Here is a 19,014-nt window from a genome sequence, read left to right on the forward strand (position 1 = left end):
CCGCCGAAAGGACGCCGACGGCGTCCGCGCTATCCTTCCCCGGCCTAAAGGCCGAGGCTTGCCGCGCACCTGGTCAACAGTATTCCAATCGCCGGGCCGATACTCGTCGGCATCATCCAGGGCGTGCTCGATACGGTGGGCTGGTTCAACGGCATCGGCAACGGGCAGGCGCTGGATCAGGATGCGCTGGCCTCGCTCAAGATCCTGACCACGCGCGGCGCCGCCGAGCAGAATGCGCGCCTCAATGCCACGCTGGTGCCCGGCACGAAATCGGCACTGGGGCCGGATTGCAATACCGCTGGCGCGGTGTCCGAGCAACGGCAGGCGCGCGATGCCGCGGGCAACCTTGTCACCCATACCCAGGCCGCGTATTCCTGGACTGGTCAGGGCGGGCCGTTCAGCCTGCTGCGCTCCAACCTGCTGGACCCGACCACGGTGATGATGTCGACCTCGGCCGGGCTGATGGACCTGAAGGGCGCCGGCCCCAATGACGGGCTGGTCTCGGTCTGCAGCAGCAAGTGGGGCCGGGTGCTGGCCACTGGCTACTACTGGAACCACCTCGACGAGGTGAACCAGATGGCCGGCCTGTACCAGGACGTCGATCCGCGCACAGTCATCCTCAGCCACGCCAACCGGCTGCGCAATGACCAGCTCTGAGCGCTCGCCGCGGCTCTGGCTGGCCTTGCTGCCGGCCGGCGCAGCGGCAGCAGCGGTGTACTGGCTGACGATGGCGTCCGGCCCGGCTGCCGTGCCGCAGCGCACGGCGGCGATCACCACTGCTGCGAGTCCTTCGACAACATCGGCTGACGCCGGACCCGCCGGCGTGGCTGCGTTGCCATCGCTTTCCGGCGTCGACGTGCCCGCAGGCCTCGAACTCGACGCGCAGGGCAAGCTGCGGCTGACGCGCGCGCTGCGCACCTACTTCGACTACTTCCTCAGCACCCGCCACGACGCCGGCGGCGCCGACGCGCTGGACCGGCTGGTGTACGACGATATCCGCCGCCGCGTGCCGCAGCCAGCGGCAGGGCAGGCGTGGCAGCTGTGGCAGCGCTATGTAGCCTATCTTGCCGAGATTCAACCGCAGGCCACCCGCAAGCCGCGGGCGGATTCGAACGGCACGCTGGATGCGGCGCAGGTGCAGCAGCTGCGCGCGCTGCAGGCTGAGCGCAACGGTGCGCGGCAGCGCCTGCTGCCGGAGGTGGCGGCAATCTGGTTCGGCGACGAGCAGGCGTATGACGATGCCATGCTGGCGCGGCTCGACATCGCGGCGCAATCCGGCCTGGATGACGCGCAGCGGCAGCAGCGGCTGGCCGAACTCGAAGCCATGCTGCCCGAGCCATTGCGCGCGGCACGGGAGGCCAGCGCGCGTCCGCAGGCGATCAGCGACACCATCGCCGGCATGCAGGCCGCCGGCCGCAGTGCGCAGGACATCGGTGCGGCGTTGGCGCAGGCCTACGGTCCCGAGGTGGCGCAGCGCTACCAGCAGCAGGCGCAAGCCGGGCAGGCCTGGCAGCAGCGCTACGACGACTACGCCGCGCGCCGCGCGCAGATCGAGGCCTTCCCGGGGTTGTCGGAGCAGGACCGCCGGCAGCAACTGGATGCGCTGCGCAGCCAGACCTTCGGCAATCCCAGCGAAGCGCTGCAGGCCGAGGTGGTCGACAAGGCGATGGCCGCGCGGCGGCAGGCACGATAGCCGCGCTGCATCGCCCAAAGAAAAACGGCACCGGGTTCCCGGTGCCGTTTTTACAGCCGCTGGCTCGGCAGGTTTACATCCCGACGTAGTTCGGACCGCCGCCGCCTTCCGGCGTCACCCAGACGATGTTCTGGGTCGGATCCTTGATGTCGCAGGTCTTGCAGTGCACGCAGTTCTGCGCGTTGATCTGCAGACGCTCCTTGCCCGACGTCTCGTCCTGCACGAACTCATACACACCGGCTGGGCAGTAGCGCGACTCGGGGCCGGCGTACTTGTCCCAGTTGATGTTGACCGGCACGCTGGCGTCCTTGAGCGTCAGGTGCGCCGGCTGGTTCTCTTCGTGGTTGGTGTTGCTGATGAACACCGAGCTGAGGCGGTCGAAGGTCAGCTTGCCGTCCGGCTTCGGGTACTCGATCTTCTGGCACTCGGCCGCGGGCTTCAGGTACACATGATCCGGCTTCACGCGGTGGATGGTCCACGGCGGGTTGCGGATGCCCAGCTTGGGCAGCAGCCATTGCTCGATGCCGGTCATCAGCGTGGCGGTGGTGCGGCCCTTCTTGAACCACTGCTTGAAGTTCTTGGCCTGCAGCAGTTCCTTGTGCAGCCAGCTCTGCTCAAACGCAGCCGGGTAGGCGGCCAGTTCGTCGTGCTGGCGGCCGGCCTGCAGCGCGTCATAGGCGGCCTCGGCGGCCATCATGCCGGTCTTGATGGCGGCGTGGCTGCCCTTGATGCGCGAGGCATTCAGGTAGCCGGCATCGCAGCCGACCAGCGCGCCGCCCGGGAACACGGTCTTGGGCAGCGACAGCAGGCCGCCGGCGGTGATGGCACGCGCGCCGTAGGAGAGGCGCTTGCCGCCTTCAAAGTACTGGCGGATTTCCGGATGCGTCTTGAAGCGCTGGAATTCCTCGAACGGCGACAGCCACGGGTTGGTGTAGTCCAGGCCGACCACAAAGCCGACCGCGACCTTGTTGTCTTCCATGTGGTACAGGAACGAGCCGCCGTAGGTGGCCGGGTCCAGCGGCCAGCCGGCGGTGTGCACCACCAGGCCAGGCTTGTGCTTGGCGGGATCGATCTCCCACAGTTCCTTCAGGCCGATGCCGTAGCTCTGCGGATCCTTGCCGGTGTCGAGCTTGAATTTCTCGATCAGCTGCTTGCCCAGGTGGCCGCGCGCGCCTTCGGCGAAGATGGTGTACTTGGCATGCAGCTCCATGCCCAGCTGGAAGTTCTCGGTGGGCTCGCCTTCCTTGTTGATGCCCATATTGCCGGTGGCCACGCCCTTGACCGAGCCGTCTTCGTTGAAGAGCACTTCGGCGGCGGGGAAGCCCGGGAAGATCTCCACGCCCAGCGCTTCGGCCTGCTGGCCCAGCCAGCGCACGAAGTTCGACAGGCTTATGATGTAGTTGCCTTCGTTGTGGAAGCACTCGGGCAGCAGCGCGGGCGGCGTGCCCTTGGAGCCGGACTCGTTCAGGAACAGGAACTTGTCTTCGGTGACCGCCTGGTTCAGCGGCGCACCCAGTTCCTTCCAGTTCGGGATCAGCTCATTGAGGGCGCGCGGATCCATGATGGCGCCCGACAGGATGTGGGCGCCGGGCTCGGAGCCCTTTTCCAGTACGCACACGTTGACGTCGGCGCCTTTCTCCTGCGCGAGTTGCTTCAGGCGGATGGCGGTGGCCAGGCCGGCGGGGCCGCCGCCGACGATGACCACATCGTATTCCATGGCTTCGCGCGGGCCGAACTGCTCCACGAGCTGTTGCTGATCCATTGTCTCTAACCCTCTATTTCTTTGCTGCTTGCTTGCAATTGTGGGAAATGCGGTGATCGTTTTGCCGAGAACCGGGCCAGCGCGCGGACGGGAGCCGCGGGTGGGTGAGTTGGCAGCGATTTGGAGTCCAAAGACGCCCGGATCGCGCGTTTTCCCTCTTTCCCTTTACTGGCCAAGTTCTTAGAATCTCCGGCATTGTCCGGGACTCGCCACCCACAGGCAAGGATTTTTTTGGAACGGTCGTTCTTTTTTTGATATGCTGCCTTCTGCTCCCGCATAGGCCGGAGGAGCTCCCGCACAAGAGGTAATCATGGGTTTGTCGATCAATCTGGAAGGCAAGGTCGCGCTGGTCACCGGCGCTTCAAGCGGGCTGGGCTCGCGTTTCGCCACGGTGCTGGCCGCCGCCGGCGCCAAGGTGGTGCTGGCCTCGCGCCGCACCGAACGGCTCAAGGAACTGCGCGCGGCGATCGAGGCCGAGGGCGGCAGCGCCCATGTGGTGCGCCTGGACGTCACCGACCCGGACAGCATCCGCGCCGCGGTGGCGCACGCGGAGACCGAGGCCGGTTCCATCGACATCCTGGTCAACAACTCCGGCGTGTCGACCACGCAGAAGCTGACCGATGTGACCGCCGATGACTTCGATTTCGTCTTCGACACCAATACCCGCGGTGCCTTCTTCGTCGCCCAGGAAGTGGCCAAGCGCATGATTGCGCGCGCCAAGGGCGCCGAGCGCAACGGCAGCCCGCTGCCGCAGGCGCGCATCGTCAATATCGCCTCGGTGGCCGGGCTCAAGGTGCTGTCGCAGATCGGCGTCTATTGCATGAGCAAGGCGGCCGTGGTGCACATGACCAGGGCCATGGCGCTGGAATGGGCGCGCCACGGCATCAATACCAATGCCATCTGCCCGGGCTATATCGACACCGATATCAACCACCACCACTGGGACTCGGACGCGGGGCAGAAGCTGATCCAGATGCTGCCGCGCAAGCGCCTGGGCAAGCCAGAGGATCTCGACGGCCTGTTGCTGCTGCTGGCATCCGATCAGTCGCAATTCATCAACGGGGCTGTCATTACCGCCGACGACGGCATGGTCTGACCGCCTGACCGCTGACCGGGGGGCGCAAGGCCCCCTGCATCCCGGCTGCGCGCCAAAAGTGCCGCGGGATGGCCAGATTGCACGCCCAGGGCTTATCCGGTCCCCTTGGGTGCGCCGTCGTCAGCACACACCAATCATCAGAAAATTCGTGCGTGATGGGCCAGTCTTGGCATAATCCGCCATGTCTGCAGATTAAGTCTTTACATACAAGTAAAAAAACGCCGCGGTGGCTGCATGGCCCGAGCGGCCCGGACCGGAGGCCGGGGAGATGGAGCAACAAGAAGAGGCACGGCGCAACGCCGTGCCGCAACACGTCGTCGATTCCGCGGTGATCCCGCAGGCTGCCGACGAAGCGCAGGACGCTGAATTCCGGGTTTCGCCCCGCATCGAGGACTGGATTGGCGTGATCGTGATGGTGCTGCTGGTCGGCATCACCTTCGCCAACGTGGTGGTCCGCTATTTCACCGACGAGTCGTTTGCCTGGACCGAGGAGTTCTCGGTCTTCCTGATGATCGTGCTGGCGCTGGTCGCCGGCAGCGCCGCGGTGGCGCGCGACCGCAATATCCGCATCGAATTCTTCTTCGAGCGCGGCAGCGCGGCCCGGCAGCGGCGCCTGGCGATCCTGTCGGCGCTGGCCGTGGCGGTGATGTTCATCGCGCTGGCAGTGCTGGGGGCGCGCATCACCTGGGACGAATACACCTTCGGCGAGACCTCGCCGGGCATTGGCGTGCCAAGCTGGTGGTACTCGATCTGGCTGCCGGTGCTGTCGGCCGGCATCGCGCTGCGCGCGCTGGGGCTGGTGCTGCGCAACGTGCGCGCGCTCAAGGCGCTGCATGCAGCCAGGACAGGCACGATGGAGCAGGCGCCATGACTCTCGTTGCCATCATCCTGTTCGTGGTCTTTATCGGCCTGATGCTGCTGGGCGTGCCCATCGGCGTGTCGCTGGGGCTGGGCGGCCTGGTTGCCATCGGCCTGTCCAATCTCGACACCCAGATGTTCGGCCTGCTGGCCGTGCCGCAGAACTTCTATGCGGGGCTGGCCAAGTATCCGCTGCTGGCGATCCCGATGTTCGTGCTGGTGGGGTCGATCTTCGACCGCTCCGGCGTGGCGCAGCGGCTGGTGACCTTTGCCATCGCCATCGTCGGCCGCGGCCCCGGCATGCTGCCGCTGGTGGCGATCCTGGTGGCAATGTTCCTGGGCGGCATCTCCGGTTCCGGTCCGGCCAACGCGGCCGCGGTGGGCGGAGTGATGATCGCGGCGATGTCGCGCGCCGGCTATCCCGGCTCGTACAGCGCGGCGGTGGTTGGCGCTGCCGCCGCGACCGACATCCTGATCCCGCCGTCGGTGGCGTTCATCATCTACAGCGTGCTGGTGCCCGGCGCGTCGGTACCGGCGCTGTTCGCGGCCGGCATGATTCCGGGCATCCTGGCCGGCGTTGCGCTGATCGTTCCGGCGGTGTGGCTGGCGCGCAAGCACAATATGGGCGCGATCGAGGCCGGGTTGCCGCGCCCGCCGTTCTGGAAGAGCCTGCGCGAGGCCGCCTGGGGTCTGGTGGCGCCGTTCCTGATCCTGGGCGGTATGCGCGCTGGCTGGTTCACGCCGACCGAGGCCGCCGTGGTGGCCGTAGTCTACGGTCTCTTTGTCGGCATGGTGGTGTACCGCAGCATCGGCATGCGCGACCTGTTCACCATCTTCCAGGAGGCGGCCGAGACCTCGGCGGTGATCCTGCTGGTGGTGGCGCTGGCCGGCATCTTTGCCTATGCGCTGTCGACGCTGGGCGTGATCGACCCGCTGGCGCATGCCATCGCCACCTCCGGGCTGGGCGAGTACGGCGTGCTGGCGCTGATCGTGCTGCTGCTGATGACGGTAGGCATGTTCCTGGACGGCATCTCGATCTTCCTGATCTTCGTGCCGCTGCTGCTGCCGATCGCCAATGCCTTCCACTGGAACCCGGTATGGTTCGGCGTGGTGCTGACGCTGAAGGTGGCGCTGGGCCAGTTCACGCCGCCGCTGGCCGTGAACCTGATGGTGTCGTGCCGGATTGCCCGCGTGCGCATGGAAGAGACCGTGCCCTGGGTGATCTGGATGCTGCTGGCGATGTTTATCGCCATGCTGATGGTGCTGGCCTATCCGCCGCTGGCGACCTGGCTGCCTGAGTACCTCGGCTACTGATGTTCCGCATTCACAAACAAGAATTGACGCTTTCCCGAGAGGAGATGAGATGAAACGTCGTGCCCTGATGCTCGCAACGGCTGCCGCCATTGCCGCTTCCGCCTTCGCCCCCGCCGGCGCAATGGCCCAGACCTACAAGTCCGAGTACAAGATGTCGCTGGTGCTCGGCCCGGCCTTCCCGTGGGGCAAGGGCGGCGAGATCTGGGCCGACCTGGTCAAGCAGCGCACCAACGGCCGCATCAATATCAAGCTGTACCCGGGCACCTCGCTGGTGGCCGGCGACCAGACCCGCGAATTCTCGGCGATCCGCCAGGGCGTGATCGACATGGCGGTGGGCTCGACCATCAACTGGTCGCCGCAGGTCAGGGAACTGAACCTGTTCTCGCTGCCGTTCCTGATGCCCGACTACAAGGCGCTGGACGCGCTCACGCAGGGCGAAGTCGGCAAGTCGCTCTTCACCACGCTGGAAAAGGCTGGCGTCGTGCCGCTGGCCTGGGGCGAGAACGGCTTCCGCGAAGTGTCCAACTCCAAGCGCGAAATCCGCAAGCCGGAAGACCTCAAGGGCATGAAGCTGCGCGTGGTCGGTTCGCCGCTGTACATCGAGACCTTCAACGCGCTGGGCGCCAACCCGACCCAGATGAGCTGGGCCGACGCGCAGCCGGCGATGGCCTCGGGCGCGGTCGACGGGCAGGAGAACCCGCAGTCGGTGTTCGCCGCCGCCAAGCTGTACACGGTGGGCCAGAAGTTCGTCACCACCTGGGGCTACGTGGCTGACCCGCTGATCTTCGTGGTCAACAAGCAGATCTGGGAAAGCTGGACCCCGGCCGACCGCGAGATCGTCAGGCAGGCCGCCATCGACGCCGGCAAGCAGGAAATCGCGCTGGCCCGCAAGGGCCTGGTGGAGCCGGGCGCGCCGGCCTGGAAGGACATGGAGGCGCACGGCGTCAGGGTCACGCACCTGACGCCGGCCGAGCACGACAGCTTCCGCAAGGCCACCGCCAAGGTCTACGACAAGTGGAAGAAGCAGATCGGCGCCGACCTGGTGACCAAGGCCGAAGGCGCGATCGCCAAGCGCTAAGCCACGCAGAGGGTCCGCCAGACTCGGCGGGCCTGTTCCTTTGGAGACTGTGATGAAGCACGTCTATACGGTGGTCATGCCGATCCGCTGGGGCGACATGGATGCCATGGGCCATGTCAACAACACCGTCTATTTCCAGTACCTGGAGCAGGCGCGCATCGAGTGGTTCGCGTCGCTGGGCCGCGGCGGCAAGGACGCGAACGGGCAGGGCCCGGTCATCATCAATGCGCATATGACCTTCCTGAAGCAGCTGCGCTATCCGGGCGACATCGAGTGCCGCGTCTACGCCGGCCAGCTCGGCCGCACCAGCTTCGAGACCCGCATGGAAATCCGCCGCACCGACCTGCCCGACGTGGTCTGGGCCGAGGGCGGGGCCAAGGTGGTGTGGTGCGATTACACGCAGGAGAAGTCGGTGCCGGTGCCGGCCGAGATCCGAGCGATCATCGAGGGCTGACGCCCGCCACGGGGCTCAGTGGTTGACCAGCCGCTGCACCAGGTCCACCGAGGTACTGGCCCCGTACTTCTTCATCAGCCGCGCCCGGTAGATGTCCACCGTGCGCGGGCTGATCGCCAGCAACTTGCCGATCTGCTTGCTGGTTTTCCCCTCCACCAGCTGCGCCGCGATCTCGCGTTCGCGCGCGGTCAGCTCGGCCGTGACCTGGCGCTTCTGCGACAGGTCCTCGAAGGTCCAGATCCCGGCGCCCAGCGGTTGCGTGCGGTCCAGCGCGCGCCCGGTGACATGGCACCAGAACAGTTCCCCGCCTGCGCGCTTCATGATGCGCTCGTCCGAGTACATGCCGCGCTTGCCCATGATAGGCGCGATGCGCGCGCCGGTGCGCTCGAATTCGTCGGGGGTGGGGTAAAGCACCAGGAAGGACTGGCCCAGCAGCGCCTCGCGCGTGGTGCCGAAAATGCGGCAGACCTCCTCGTTGCAGTCCTCGATCACGCGTTCGCGTGACAGCACCAGGCCCACGGGGGCGAGCTGGAAGGCGGTCTGGTAGTCGATTGCGGGCATCTGCTTATGTATTTTTACGTAATGGCGTAGCCGGCTGCGCTTGCGTATGCTGTCGGTCGGACGAGTTGCGGCGACTGTCGCCCGCCTGTTGCCGATTGTACCGTTACAATTTCCCTGCGTCGCCCGCCGCACAATCCGGTGGCGGGAAGAGCGACAGGGAACTACCGAGGAAGGAGCGAAACATGAACAAGGTCTACGCCAGCGCCGCAGAAGCGCTTGCAGGCGTCGTCCGCGACGGCCAGACGATCGCCGTTGGCGGTTTCGGCCTGTGCGGCATCCCCGAGGCGCTGATTGCCGCGCTGCGCGACAGCGGTGCCAAGCAGCTGACCTGCATCTCCAACAACGCCGGCGTCGATGGCTTCGGCCTGGGCCTGCTGCTGGCCACGCGCCAGATCAGGAAGATGATCTCGTCCTACGTGGGCGAGAACAAGGAGTTCGAGCGCCAGTACCTGGCGGGCGAACTGGAGCTGGAATTCACGCCGCAAGGCACGCTGGCCGAGAAGCTGCGCGCCGGCGGCTCCGGCATCCCGGCCTTCTTCACCAAGACCGGTGTCGGCACCATCGTCGCCGAAGGCAAGGAAATCCGCGAATTCGACGGCGAGCAGTACGTGATGGAGCGTTCGCTGACCGCCGACGTCGCGCTGGTCAAGGCATACAAGGCCGACAAGGCCGGCAACCTGGTGTTCCGCCGCACTGCGCGCAACTTCAACCCGATGTGCGCGATGGCGGGCAAGGTCACCATCGCCGAGGTCGAGCATATCGTCGAGACCGGCGAGCTGGACCCGGATGAAATCCACCTGGCCGGCATCTTCGTGAAGCGCCTGGTGCTGAACACCACCCCCGAGAAACGCATCGAGCAGCGCACCGTGCGCGCGGCCAGCTGAGGAGACCCATCATGGCATGGACACGTGACGAAATGGCCGCGCGCGCCGCGACCGAGTTGCAGGACGGTTTCTACGTCAACCTGGGCATCGGCCTGCCGACGCTGGTGGCCAACTGGGTGCCGGAAGGCATGGAAGTGTGGCTGCAGTCCGAGAACGGCCTGCTGGGCATCGGCCCGTTCCCGACCGAGGACGAAGTCGACGCCGACATGATCAACGCCGGCAAGCAGACCGTGACGACGCTGCCAGGCTCGTCGATCTTTTCTTCGGCGGATTCGTTCGGGATGATCCGCGGCGGCCACATCAACTTGGCGATCCTGGGTGCGATGCAGGTCAGTGAGAAGGGCGACCTGGCCAACTGGATGATCCCGGGCAAGATGGTCAAGGGCATGGGCGGCGCGATGGACCTGGTGGCCGGCGTCGGCCGCGTGGTGGTGCTGATGGAACACACCGCGAAGAAGAAGGACGGCACCGAGGACATCAAGATCCTGAAGGACTGCAACCTGCCGCTGACGGGTGTTGGGGTGGTCAACCGCATCATCACCGACCTGGGCGTGATCGACGTGACCGAGGCCGGCCTGAAGCTGGTGGAAACCGCTCCGGGCGTCAGCCGCGAGGAAATCCAGGCCAAGACGGGCGCGCCGCTGCTGTAAGCGGGCTGAGCTCCGAAGCCTGACAGGGCCCCTGCAGTGCGATGCGCCGCAGGGGCTTTTTTGTCAGGTCGCTCCGCCTTGGAACTCACCGGCCGGGCTACGCCAGCCGGCTGCACTCCCTAGCTCTTCCGGCGAATAGCCCGGCAGCATCGCAGCGCACTATGCTGGCTGCTCTCCGGCAAGGCGCAGACCCTGCCGCGGTCGAACCCTCACGGAAGGTGCGTCATGCCGGCTTCCCCGAACCAATCCTTGCCACTGGTCTACGCCTGCTCCGGTTGCTCCAGCGTGGCGCAACTGGCCAATGCCTGCGCGGTGCGGCTCGACCGCAGCGGCCGTGCGGAAATGTCCTGCATCAGCGGCGTGGGTGGCGGCGTGCCGGCGCTGACGCGGGTGGCGCGCTCGGGGCGGCCGATCCTGGCGCTGGACGGCTGCCCGTTGGCCTGTGTCAAGGCCTGCCTGGCCAGCGCGGGCGTGGCGGCGGACCGGCACCTGGTGCTGAACCGGCTCGGCGCGACCAAGCGGCAGCACCGCGCATGCACCGAGGCCGAGGAACAAGCGATCTGGGGAGCGGTAGAGGCGGCACTGACGAGCCTGGCAGCCGCAGGCTGAAGCCGGGCGCGCCGTGGCACGCCCGGTGCGGCAGGTCAGCCGGCCTGCTTGTTGTAGCTTGCGAACACCGAAGCGGCGCCGTCCGCTTTTACAATCAGCACGTCGAACGGGTCCTTGCGCGGGCCCTGCTCCATGCCGGGCGAGCCGACCGGCATGCCCGGCACGGCCAGCCCGACGGCCCTGGGTTTTGTGGCCAGCAGCTTGCGGATATCCGCCGCCGGCACATGGCCCTCGATGGCGTAGCCGCCGATATGCCCGGTGTGGCAGGAGCCAAAGCGTTCCGGCATGCCGAAGCGCTTGCGGTACACGCCGGTGTCCTCGACGTCATGCACCGTCACGGTGAAGCCGTTGCTGCGCAGGTGCTTGACCCAATCCTCGCAGCAGCCGCACAGCGGGCTCTTGTAGACGTCGATGGCAAGCGGCCTGGCGGCTTGCGCCAGCGCGCCGGCCACCGGTGCCAGCGCTCCGGCCGAGACCGCGCCCAGCGCCAGCGCGCGCAGGAAACTGCGTCGTTGCATCGCTTGCTCCTTACTGCGCCACCCAGCCGCCGTCCATGTTCCAGATCGCTCCGCGGACCTGGCGGGCCGCTTCGGACGACAGGAACACGGCCAGCGCGCCCAGTTCATCGGGCGTGACAAACTGTCCCGAGGGCTGCTTCTCCAGCACCAGCTCGCGCTTGGCCTGTTCCACCGGAATGCCTTCCTTCTGCGCGCGGGCTTCGACCTGCTTCTGCACCAGTGGCGTCAGCACCCAGCCCGGGCAGATCGCGTTGGCGGTGACACCGGTCTGCGCGGTTTCCAGCGCGGTCACCTTAGTGAAGCCGACGATGCCGTGCTTGGACGCCACATAGGCGGACTTCTGCGCCGAGGCCACCAGCCCGTGGGTGGAGGCAACATTGATGATGCGGCCCCAGTCCTTCTGCTTCATGCCGGGCAGCGCCAGGCGCGTCGTGTGGAAGGCCGAAGTCAGGTTGATGGCGATGATCGCGTCCCAGCGCTCGGGCGGGAAATCCTCGATGGCGGCCACGTGCTGGATGCCGGCGTTGTTGACCAGGATGTCGGCGCCACCGAAGTCGGACTGCGCGTAGCGCATCATGTCCTCGATCTCGGCCGCCTTGCTCATGTCGGCGCCGTGGTAGCCGACCCGGATTCCCTGGCCGGCCTGCGCGATCTCTGCCTTTGCGGCGTCCGCGTCACCAAAGCCGTTGACGATGATGTTAGCGCCCTGGGCCGCCAGCGCTTTCGCGATGCCGAGCCCGATGCCGCTGGTCGAGCCAGTCACCAGTGCGGTCTTGCCGTTGAGCATGTAAGCCTCCGTCGAGAGAAAGGGATGCCACAGAAGGAATGCCACAGGGTTGGCGGCGCGCGCCGTGGCGGTGCGCGGCCGCGCACGCGGGGCGCTGACACTGTGCTGTGGCATTGTACCCGCTGCGGCGTACAATCCAGCTTTGCTCAACCTCCGGCAGCACCGTCTTTTTTGCGGTCCGCGGTCCGGTTCGCCAGGGAGTCCAGATGTCTGCCAGTCCGCGTCTCGGTTTTGTCCAGTGCATCAGTCCGGCGGGCCTGCACCGCATGGCCTACCACGAGTGGGGCGACCCCGCCAATCCGCGCGTGCTGGTGTGCGCGCATGGGCTGACGCGCACCGGCCGCGACTTCGACACCGTTGCCAGCGCGCTGTGCGGCGACTACCGCGTGGTCTGCCCCGATGTGGCCGGGCGCGGCCGCTCGGAATGGCTGGCCGATGCCCACGGCTACGTGGTGCCGCAGTACGTCGCGGACATGGTCACGCTGATTGCGCGGCTCAATGTGGAGAAGGTGGACTGGTTCGGCACCTCGATGGGCGGGCTGATCGGCATGGGCCTGGCCGGGTTGCCGAAGTCGCCGGTGCGCAAGCTGTTGCTCAACGACGTGGGGCCGAAGCTGGCGCCCTCGGCGGTGGAACGGATCGGCGCCTACTTGGGGCTGCCGGTGCGCTTCAAGACCTTCGAGGAAGGCCTGGCCTACCTGCAGACCATCAGCGCATCGTTCGGGCGCCATACGCCAGAGCAGTGGCGCGAGCTCAACGCCGCCATCCTGAAACCGGTGCAGGGCACGGACGGCCTGGAATGGGGCTTGCATTACGATCCGCAGCTGGCAGTGCCGTTCCGCAAATCCACGCCCGAGGCCATTGCTGCCGGCGAGGCCGCGCTGTGGCGCAGCTTCGAGGCCATCGAAGGCCCGGTGCTGGTGGTGCGCGGCGCGCAGTCGGACCTGCTGCTGCGCGAGACCGTGGCCGAAATGGTGGCGCGCGGCAAGCATGTGAGCTCGGTGGAAGTGCCCGACGTGGGCCATGCCCCGACCTTTGTCGATCCGGCGCAGATTGCGATCGCCCGGCAGTTTTTTACCGGGGCCTGATTGCATCGCATGCCGGCCTTGTTTTTATCAGTCAACGCATTGTCATGAGTAACCTTGAACTGAAGCGCGCCCACGTGGGCAAGCGGTTGTCCGAATACGCGGTCTATAACGGTGTGGTGTATCTCGCCGGTCAGGTGCCCGAGGTCGATCCCAAGGCCGATATCCGCGGCCAGACGCGCGAGGTCCTCGGCCATATCGACCGCCTGCTGGCCGAGGCCGGCAGCGACAAGACCCGCATCCTGTCGTGCCAGATCTTCCTGACCAATGTCGACCAGATCGGCGAGATGAACGAGGTCTGGGACGCCTGGGTGCCGCAAGGCAACACGCCCCCGCGCGCCACCGTCGAAGCCCGCCTGGCCAATCCCGATTACCTGATCGAAGTGGTGGTGACCGCTGCGCTCAACTGATGCAGGCGTTGTGACATGGTGACGTCCACCGACCTGACCGGTCGGGTCGCGGGCATTCCGGATGCCGAACTGGTCGAACGCGCACTGGCCTACGTGCGCGAGCATGGTGCCGAGGTCGCGCTGCCCACCGGCGAGACCGTGCTGTCGCACGCGCAGGGCATGCTGCGCATTCTCGACGGCCTGCGCGTCGACGACGCCGCGCGCGCCGCCGCCTGCCTGTTCGGGCTGGTGGCCTTCGTGCCCGCCACCGAGGCCGAGATCGCGCCGCGCTTTGGCGACGAGGTGGCGCGGCTGGTCGACGGTGTGCGGCAGCTGCTGCGCATCGGTGCCATCGCCGGCAGCCGCCCCGAGGCCGAGCCGGCCGCGCCGTCCAAAAACGAAGCGCAGGCGCGCCACGAACAGGTCGAGGCGCTGCGCAAGATGCTGCTGGCGTTTGCGCAGGATATCCGCGTGGTGCTGGTGCGCCTGGCCTCGCGGCTGCAGACGCTGCGCTGGATGGCCGAGACCAAACAGGCGCCGCAGCCGGGCGTGGCGCGCGAAACGCTGGACATCTACGCGCCGCTGGCCAACCGCCTTGGTATCTGGCAGATGAAGTGGGAGCTGGAGGACCTGGCGTTCCGCTTCGAGCAGCCCGATACCTACAAGCGCATCGCCAAGCTGCTGGATGAAAAGCGCATCGAGCGCGAAGGCTATATCGCCAGCGCCATCGAACGGCTGCAGTCCGAACTGGCGACCGCCGGCATCCCTGCCGAGGTCAGCGGGCGGCCCAAGCATATCTACAGCATCTGGAAGAAGATGCGCGGCAAGGAGCTGGATTTTGCCGACCTGTACGATGTGCGTGCCTTCCGCGTGATCGTCGACGATATCAAGGACTGCTACACGGTGCTGGGTATCGTCCACCATATCTGGCAGCCGATCCCGCGCGAGTTCGACGACTACATCTCGCGACCCAAGGCCAACGGCTACAAGTCGCTGCATACGGTGGTGATCGGCGATGACGGGCGCGCCTTCGAGGTGCAGATCCGCACCCACGAGATGCACCACTTTGCTGAATACGGCGTGGCCGCGCACTGGCGCTACAAGGAGGCGGGCAGCCGCGGCTATGCCGGGCAGTTTTCCGCCAGCGAGCGCTATGACGAGAAGATAGCCTGGCTGCGCCAGCTGCTGGCGTGGAAGGACGATGCCGACCACAGCGTGGCGCACGACGAGTCGTGGGAGCAGATCAAGCATGCCGCGATCGACGACCACATCTACGTGCTGACGCCGCAGGCGCGCGTTGTGGCGCTGCCGCAGGGCGCCACCGCGGTGGACTTTGCCTACTACCTGCACAGCGATCTCGGCCACCGCTGCCGCGGCGCGCGCGTGGACGGCACCATGGTGCCGCTGAACACGCCGCTGAAGAACGGCCAGACCGTGGAGATCATCGCGGTCAAGCAGGGCGGACCGTCGCGCGACTGGCTCAACGCGGACCTGGGCTACCTGGCCAGCAGCCGCGCGCGGGCCAAGGTGCGGGCCTGGTTCAATGCGCTCGATTCGCAGGAGACCATCGCGCAGGGCCGCGTGCTGATCGACAAGACCCTGCAGCGCGAAGGCAAGACCGCGGTCAAGCTGGAAGACCTGGCCACGCGGCTGGGCTTCAAGACGCCGGAGGACCTGTTTGCGGCAGTGGCCAAGGATGAGTTCAGCCTGCGTCACGTAGAGCACGCGCTGCGACACCCGGAGGGCGAGGTCCAGGCGCCGCTGAGCGAGGAAGATGCTGTCACCAAGAAAAGCCGCGCCACCAGCGTGGCGCGCGGCGCCAAGAGCGGCGTGCTGGTGGTGGGGGTGGATTCGCTGATGACGCAGATGTCGCGCTGCTGCAAGCCGGCGCCGCCGGATGACATCGTCGGCTTTGTCACGCGCGGGCGCGGGGTGTCGATCCATCGGCGCAGCTGCCACACCTTCCAGCAACTGGCCGGGCGCGCGCCGGAGCGGGTGATCCAGACCGAGTGGGGCCAGAAGAGCCACGCCGCGGTCTACCCGGTCGACATCCACGTCGAGGCGATCGATCGCCAGGGGTTGCTGCGCGATATCTCCGAAGTGCTGTCGCGCGAGAAGATCAACGTCACCGGCGTCAAGACGCTCTCCAGCAAGGGCGTGGCACGCATGCAGTTCACTGCCGAAGTGTCCGAGGCTACGCAGCTGCAGCGCGCGCTGCAGTTGATCGAAGACGTCCAGGGGGTGTTGCAGGCGAAAAGAAAGTGATGCTATACTTGCGGCTTCGCTAGGCTCGTAGCTCAGCTGGTTAGAGCACCACCTTGACATGGTGGGGGTCGTTGGTTCGAGTCCAATCGAGCCTACCAACGAATTGCAGGAAAGCAGTAAAAAGAAGTGTGGCAAGTCCGATTCAACCCCATACGGAACGGAAGGGCATCATGGTTATGACACCGCGAACTACTACCGCTGGCAAGCGACAGTAGTCGAGGTGCGCCTTCGACCCGGTTGGATTGGGTTTGACAAAGAGAAACGCGGCCTTGGCCGCGTTTTTTTTCGTCTGTCGCCTGCCAGCACCCTGATAAGCTGCCGCCTTTCCGGTGCGGCAGAGCAGGGCAGTAAAGAATAAATCGCCAGTCCCGCAGGCATGCCGGGGCCGGTGCCACAAGATGCAGTTTGATCCGCTCAGGCGATGCGCAAGGCGCAGCCAGCGGAACCTGGAGAGTCGAAATGATCGCAATCACGCTGCCGGATGGGTCCCGCCGCGAGTTTCCCGGCCCGGTGACGGTTGCCGAAGTGGCGCAGAGCATCGGTGCCGGCCTGGCCAAGGCCGCGCTGGCCGGCAAGGTGGACGGCCAGCTGGTCGACACGAGCTACAAGATTGACCGCGATGGCGAGCTGGCCATCGTCACGGACAAGGACGCCGATGGCGTCGATGTGATCCGCCACTCCACGGCGCACTTGCTGGCCTATGCCGTCAAGGAGCTCTATCCGGAAGCGCAGGTGACGATCGGGCCGGTGATCGAAAACGGCTTCTACTACGACTTTGCCTACAAGCGTCCCTTCACGCCCGAAGACCTGGCCGCCATCGAGAAGAAGATGACGGAGCTCGCCCGCAAGGACGAGAAGGTCGTGCGCGAAGTGTGGAACCGCGACGAAGCGGTGGCGCTGTTCGAGTCGATGGGCGAGAAGTACAAGGCCGAGATCATCGCCTCGATCCCCGCCGACCAGGAAATCGGCCTGTACCGCGAAGGCAGCTTCGTCGACCTGTGTCGTGGCCCGCACGTGCCGTCCACGGGCAAGCTGAAGGTCTTCAAGCTGATGAAGGTGGCCGGCGCCTACTGGCGCGGCGATGCCAACAACGAGATGCTCCAGCGCATCTACGGAACGGCCTGGGCGAAGAAAGAAGACCAGGAAGCCTATCTGCACATGCTGGAAGAGGCCGAGAAGCGCGACCACCGCAAGCTGGGCAAGACGCTCGACCTGTTCCACCTTCAGGAAGAGGCGCCCGGCATGGTGTTCTGGCATCCGAAGGGCTGGCAGGTGTGGCAGGCCGTCGAGCAATACATGCGCGGCCGCCTGACAGACGCCGGCTATGACGAAGTCCGTACGCCGCAGGTGATGGATCGTTCGCTTTGGGAGAAGTCCGGCCACTGGCAGAACTACAAGGAGAACATGTTCGTCACGGAGTCGGAGAAGCGCGACTACGCGATTAAGCCGATGAACTGCCCAGGCCATGTGCAGATCTTCAACCACGGCCTGCGTTCGTACCGCGACCTGCCGCTGCGCCTGGCCGAGTTCGGCGCCTGCCACCGCAACGAGCCGTCGGGCGCGCTGCACGGGCTGATGCGCGTGCGCGGCTTTGTGCAGGATGATGCGCACATCTTCTGCACGGAAGAGCAGATCGTGGCGGAGGCCAAGGCCTTCAACGAACTGGCGTTCTCGGTCTACGACGACTTCGGCTTCAAGGATGTGAAGGTCAAGCTGTCGCTGCGCCCGGACCAGCGTGCTGGCTCCGACGAGGTCTGGGACCACGCCGAAGAGGGCCTGCGCCTGGCGCTGCGCGCCTGCGGCGTGGATTGGGAAGAGCTGCCGGGTGAGGGCGCCTTCTACGGCCCCAAGGTCGAGTACCACATCAAGGACGCGATCGGCCGCTCGTGGCAGTGCGGCACGCTGCAGCTTGACCTGGTGCTGCCGGAGCGCCTGGATGCCGAATACGTCTCCGAGGACAACTCGCGCAAGCGCCCGGTGATGCTTCACCGCGCCATCCTGGGTTCGTTCGAGCGTTTCCTGGGCATCCTGCTGGAAAACCACGCCGGTGCGTTGCCGGCCTGGCTGGCCCCGGAGCAGGTGGTGGTCATGAATATTGCGGATTCGCAGGCGGAATACGCCGAAAGCGTCGTGCAATTGCTGCAAAAACAAGGGTTTAGGGCCAAGGCCGATTTGCGTAATGAGAAAATTACGTATAAAATCCGCGAGCATTCGCTTCAAAAGGTTCCCTACCTGCTGGTAGTGGGCGACAAGGAGCGGGATGCCAGTCAAGTGGCCGTGCGTGCCCGTGGCAACGTGGATCTGGGTGTGATGCCCGTCTCCGCGTTTGTTGAGCGTCTGCAAAACGACGTCGCCAGCAAAGCCTGATGGGTGGTGAGCACGGCTTGTTTTTTTGTCTTCTTGAGGTAACGCAACATCGCTACGGACAAAGGTCATCGCATCAACCGGGAAATCAGCGCGCCTGAGCTGCGCCTGGTAGGGGTTGATAACGAACAGCTCGGCATCGTCAAGTTCATGGACGCACTGCGGCTGGCTGAAGATAAGGACTTGGACCTGGTCGAGATCGCGCCGAACGCGGTTCCGCCCGTCGCCCGGATCATGGATTACGGGAAGTTCAAGTACGAGGAAGCCAAGCGCGCCCACGAGGCGAAGCTGAAGCAGAAAATCATCCAGGTCAAGGAAGTCAAGTTCCGGCCGGGTACGGATGATGGCGACTACAACGTCAAGCTGCGCAACCTGAAGCGCTTCCTGGAAGATGGCGACAAGACCAAGATCACGCTGCGGTTCCGTGGTCGCGAGATGGCGCACCAGGAAATCGGCGCGCGCATGCTCGAACGCTTGAAGGCGGACCTGGATGAAATCGGTCAGGTCGAGCAGATGCCGAAGATGGAAGGGCGCCAGATGGTGATGGTGCTCGCCCCCAAGAAGAAGAAGTAATTCCTGCGCGTTGCAGCGGCCGGGATGCCAGGCATCCCGGCGTTGCTTCGTGCGGAAGTCGCGCGCGGCCCGCA

General features: G+C 65.8%; 19 protein-coding genes and 1 tRNA gene. 16 read left to right on the plus strand and 4 right to left on the minus strand.

The window, feature by feature from the left end; all coding sequences use genetic code 11:
• Window positions 1-123: 123 nt before the first annotated feature.
• Window positions 124-657: a hypothetical protein gene (locus tag AC3WL8_RS32635; protein WP_013956310.1), complete on the plus strand. Its 534-nt coding sequence runs from the start codon at window positions 124-126 to the stop codon at window positions 655-657.
• The gene (locus AC3WL8_RS32640) at window positions 644-1,693 is read left to right on the plus strand and encodes a lipase secretion chaperone (RefSeq protein WP_256449307.1); all 1,050 of its coding nucleotides are present in this window, start codon (window positions 644-646) and stop codon (window positions 1,691-1,693) included. The genes AC3WL8_RS32635 and AC3WL8_RS32640 overlap by 14 nt, the downstream gene beginning before the upstream one ends.
• 73 nt (window positions 1,694-1,766) lie before the next feature.
• Here the strand turns inward: AC3WL8_RS32640 and AC3WL8_RS32645 are convergent, their stop codons facing one another.
• Complete coding sequence (locus tag AC3WL8_RS32645; RefSeq protein ID WP_013956312.1) at window positions 1,767-3,455, minus strand: electron transfer flavoprotein-ubiquinone oxidoreductase; 1,689 nt, start codon at window positions 3,453-3,455, stop codon at window positions 1,767-1,769.
• A gap of 310 nt (window positions 3,456-3,765) precedes the next feature.
• Here AC3WL8_RS32645 and AC3WL8_RS32650 point away from each other — a divergent pair, with 310 nt between their 5' ends.
• From AC3WL8_RS32650 to AC3WL8_RS32670, 5 genes are all read left to right on the plus strand, one after another.
• Window positions 3,766-4,551, plus strand: coding sequence for an SDR family oxidoreductase (locus AC3WL8_RS32650; RefSeq protein ID WP_013956313.1), 786 nt, complete (start codon window positions 3,766-3,768; stop codon window positions 4,549-4,551).
• Between the two features lie 268 nt (window positions 4,552-4,819).
• A complete protein-coding gene (locus AC3WL8_RS32655; protein WP_013956314.1) occupies window positions 4,820-5,422 on the plus strand; it encodes a TRAP transporter small permease in 603 nt (200 codons plus the stop codon).
• Window positions 5,419-6,723: a TRAP transporter large permease gene (locus AC3WL8_RS32660; protein ID WP_013956315.1), complete on the plus strand. Its 1,305-nt coding sequence runs from the start codon at window positions 5,419-5,421 to the stop codon at window positions 6,721-6,723. Before AC3WL8_RS32655 ends, AC3WL8_RS32660 begins: the two co-directional genes overlap by 4 nt.
• Window positions 6,724-6,772: 49 nt before the next feature.
• Window positions 6,773-7,801, plus strand: a complete 1,029-nt coding sequence (locus AC3WL8_RS32665; RefSeq protein WP_013956316.1) for a DctP family TRAP transporter solute-binding subunit — start codon at window positions 6,773-6,775, stop codon at window positions 7,799-7,801.
• A gap of 52 nt (window positions 7,802-7,853) precedes the next feature.
• Window positions 7,854-8,255: an acyl-CoA thioesterase gene (locus tag AC3WL8_RS32670; protein WP_013956317.1), complete on the plus strand. Its 402-nt coding sequence runs from the start codon at window positions 7,854-7,856 to the stop codon at window positions 8,253-8,255.
• A gap of 15 nt (window positions 8,256-8,270) precedes the next feature.
• Here the strand turns inward: AC3WL8_RS32670 and AC3WL8_RS32675 are convergent, their stop codons facing one another.
• The gene (locus AC3WL8_RS32675; protein ID WP_013956318.1) at window positions 8,271-8,816 is read right to left on the minus strand and encodes a PAS and helix-turn-helix domain-containing protein; all 546 of its coding nucleotides are present in this window, start codon (window positions 8,814-8,816) and stop codon (window positions 8,271-8,273) included.
• 182 nt (window positions 8,817-8,998) lie between these two features.
• Here AC3WL8_RS32675 and AC3WL8_RS32680 point away from each other — a divergent pair, with 182 nt between their 5' ends.
• From AC3WL8_RS32680 to AC3WL8_RS32690, 3 genes are all read left to right on the plus strand, one after another.
• Window positions 8,999-9,700 carry a CoA transferase subunit A gene (locus tag AC3WL8_RS32680; RefSeq protein ID WP_013956319.1) on the plus strand — a complete coding sequence of 234 codons (702 nt, stop codon included), beginning with the start codon at window positions 8,999-9,001 and terminating at the stop codon, window positions 9,698-9,700.
• Between the two features lie 11 nt (window positions 9,701-9,711).
• A complete protein-coding gene (locus AC3WL8_RS32685; RefSeq protein WP_013956320.1) occupies window positions 9,712-10,350 on the plus strand; it encodes a CoA transferase subunit B in 639 nt (212 codons plus the stop codon).
• A gap of 225 nt (window positions 10,351-10,575) precedes the next feature.
• Complete coding sequence (locus AC3WL8_RS32690) at window positions 10,576-10,959, plus strand: putative zinc-binding protein (RefSeq protein WP_211980960.1); 384 nt, start codon at window positions 10,576-10,578, stop codon at window positions 10,957-10,959.
• A gap of 35 nt (window positions 10,960-10,994) precedes the next feature.
• Here AC3WL8_RS32690 and AC3WL8_RS32695 read toward each other — a convergent pair whose 3' ends face one another.
• Entirely contained in the window at window positions 10,995-11,477 is a 483-nt protein-coding gene (locus tag AC3WL8_RS32695) for a DUF411 domain-containing protein (RefSeq protein ID WP_153955925.1), read from the minus strand.
• A 10-nt stretch (window positions 11,478-11,487) separates the two neighbouring features.
• The gene (locus tag AC3WL8_RS32700) at window positions 11,488-12,264 is read right to left on the minus strand and encodes a 3-hydroxybutyrate dehydrogenase (RefSeq protein ID WP_114130446.1); all 777 of its coding nucleotides are present in this window, start codon (window positions 12,262-12,264) and stop codon (window positions 11,488-11,490) included.
• Window positions 12,265-12,470: 206 nt separating this feature from the next.
• Here AC3WL8_RS32700 and phaZc point away from each other — a divergent pair, with 206 nt between their 5' ends.
• The 6 genes from phaZc (at window position 12,471) to infC (ending at window position 18,940) form a co-directional block, all read left to right on the plus strand.
• On the plus strand, window positions 12,471-13,352 hold the full coding sequence (gene phaZc, locus AC3WL8_RS32705) for a 3-hydroxybutyrate-oligomer hydrolase PhaZc (RefSeq protein WP_013956324.1): 882 nt from the start codon (window positions 12,471-12,473) through the stop codon (window positions 13,350-13,352).
• 44 nt (window positions 13,353-13,396) lie between these two features.
• Window positions 13,397-13,759 carry a RidA family protein gene (locus tag AC3WL8_RS32710; protein WP_010813105.1) on the plus strand — a complete coding sequence of 121 codons (363 nt, stop codon included), beginning with the start codon at window positions 13,397-13,399 and terminating at the stop codon, window positions 13,757-13,759.
• 15 nt (window positions 13,760-13,774) lie between these two features.
• Entirely contained in the window at window positions 13,775-16,003 is a 2,229-nt protein-coding gene (locus tag AC3WL8_RS32715; protein WP_153955926.1) for a RelA/SpoT family protein, read from the plus strand.
• A gap of 21 nt (window positions 16,004-16,024) precedes the next feature.
• Window positions 16,025-16,101, plus strand: a tRNA-Val gene (locus tag AC3WL8_RS32720).
• A 361-nt stretch (window positions 16,102-16,462) separates the two neighbouring features.
• Window positions 16,463-18,370 carry a threonine--tRNA ligase gene (gene thrS, locus AC3WL8_RS32725; protein ID WP_013956326.1) on the plus strand — a complete coding sequence of 636 codons (1,908 nt, stop codon included), beginning with the start codon at window positions 16,463-16,465 and terminating at the stop codon, window positions 18,368-18,370.
• A gap of 48 nt (window positions 18,371-18,418) precedes the next feature.
• Window positions 18,419-18,940, plus strand: coding sequence for a translation initiation factor IF-3 (gene infC, locus AC3WL8_RS32730; protein WP_080569535.1), 522 nt, complete (start codon window positions 18,419-18,421; stop codon window positions 18,938-18,940).
• Window positions 18,941-19,014 lie beyond the last annotated feature (74 nt).

The sequence above is a fragment of the Cupriavidus sp. FW305-F7 genome, assembly GCF_058782875.1.

Bases quoted from the DNA above. Each gene is read 5' to 3' on its own strand.
- AC3WL8_RS32715 (WP_153955926.1), top strand. From the start codon at position 13,775: ATGGTGACGTCCACCGACCTGACCGGTCGGGTCGCGGGCATTCCGGAT.
- AC3WL8_RS32660 (WP_013956315.1), top strand. From the start codon at position 5,419: ATGACTCTCGTTGCCATCATCCTGTTCGTGGTCTTTATCGGCCTGATG.
- AC3WL8_RS32665 (WP_013956316.1), top strand. From the start codon at position 6,773: ATGAAACGTCGTGCCCTGATGCTCGCAACGGCTGCCGCCATTGCCGCT.
- AC3WL8_RS32670 (WP_013956317.1), top strand. From the start codon at position 7,854: ATGAAGCACGTCTATACGGTGGTCATGCCGATCCGCTGGGGCGACATG.
- AC3WL8_RS32710 (WP_010813105.1), top strand. From the start codon at position 13,397: ATGAGTAACCTTGAACTGAAGCGCGCCCACGTGGGCAAGCGGTTGTCC.
- thrS (WP_013956326.1), top strand. From the start codon at position 16,463: ATGATCGCAATCACGCTGCCGGATGGGTCCCGCCGCGAGTTTCCCGGC.
- phaZc (WP_013956324.1), top strand. From the start codon at position 12,471: ATGTCTGCCAGTCCGCGTCTCGGTTTTGTCCAGTGCATCAGTCCGGCG.
- AC3WL8_RS32695 (WP_153955925.1), bottom strand. From the start codon at position 11,477: ATGCAACGACGCAGTTTCCTGCGCGCGCTGGCGCTGGGCGCGGTCTCG.
- AC3WL8_RS32640 (WP_256449307.1), top strand. From the start codon at position 644: ATGACCAGCTCTGAGCGCTCGCCGCGGCTCTGGCTGGCCTTGCTGCCG.
- AC3WL8_RS32645 (WP_013956312.1), bottom strand. From the start codon at position 3,455: ATGGATCAGCAACAGCTCGTGGAGCAGTTCGGCCCGCGCGAAGCCATG.
- AC3WL8_RS32650 (WP_013956313.1), top strand. From the start codon at position 3,766: ATGGGTTTGTCGATCAATCTGGAAGGCAAGGTCGCGCTGGTCACCGGC.
- AC3WL8_RS32690 (WP_211980960.1), top strand. From the start codon at position 10,576: ATGCCGGCTTCCCCGAACCAATCCTTGCCACTGGTCTACGCCTGCTCC.
- AC3WL8_RS32700 (WP_114130446.1), bottom strand. From the start codon at position 12,264: ATGCTCAACGGCAAGACCGCACTGGTGACTGGCTCGACCAGCGGCATC.
- AC3WL8_RS32655 (WP_013956314.1), top strand. From the start codon at position 4,820: ATGGAGCAACAAGAAGAGGCACGGCGCAACGCCGTGCCGCAACACGTC.
- AC3WL8_RS32685 (WP_013956320.1), top strand. From the start codon at position 9,712: ATGGCATGGACACGTGACGAAATGGCCGCGCGCGCCGCGACCGAGTTG.
- AC3WL8_RS32675 (WP_013956318.1), bottom strand. From the start codon at position 8,816: ATGCCCGCAATCGACTACCAGACCGCCTTCCAGCTCGCCCCCGTGGGC.
- AC3WL8_RS32680 (WP_013956319.1), top strand. From the start codon at position 8,999: ATGAACAAGGTCTACGCCAGCGCCGCAGAAGCGCTTGCAGGCGTCGTC.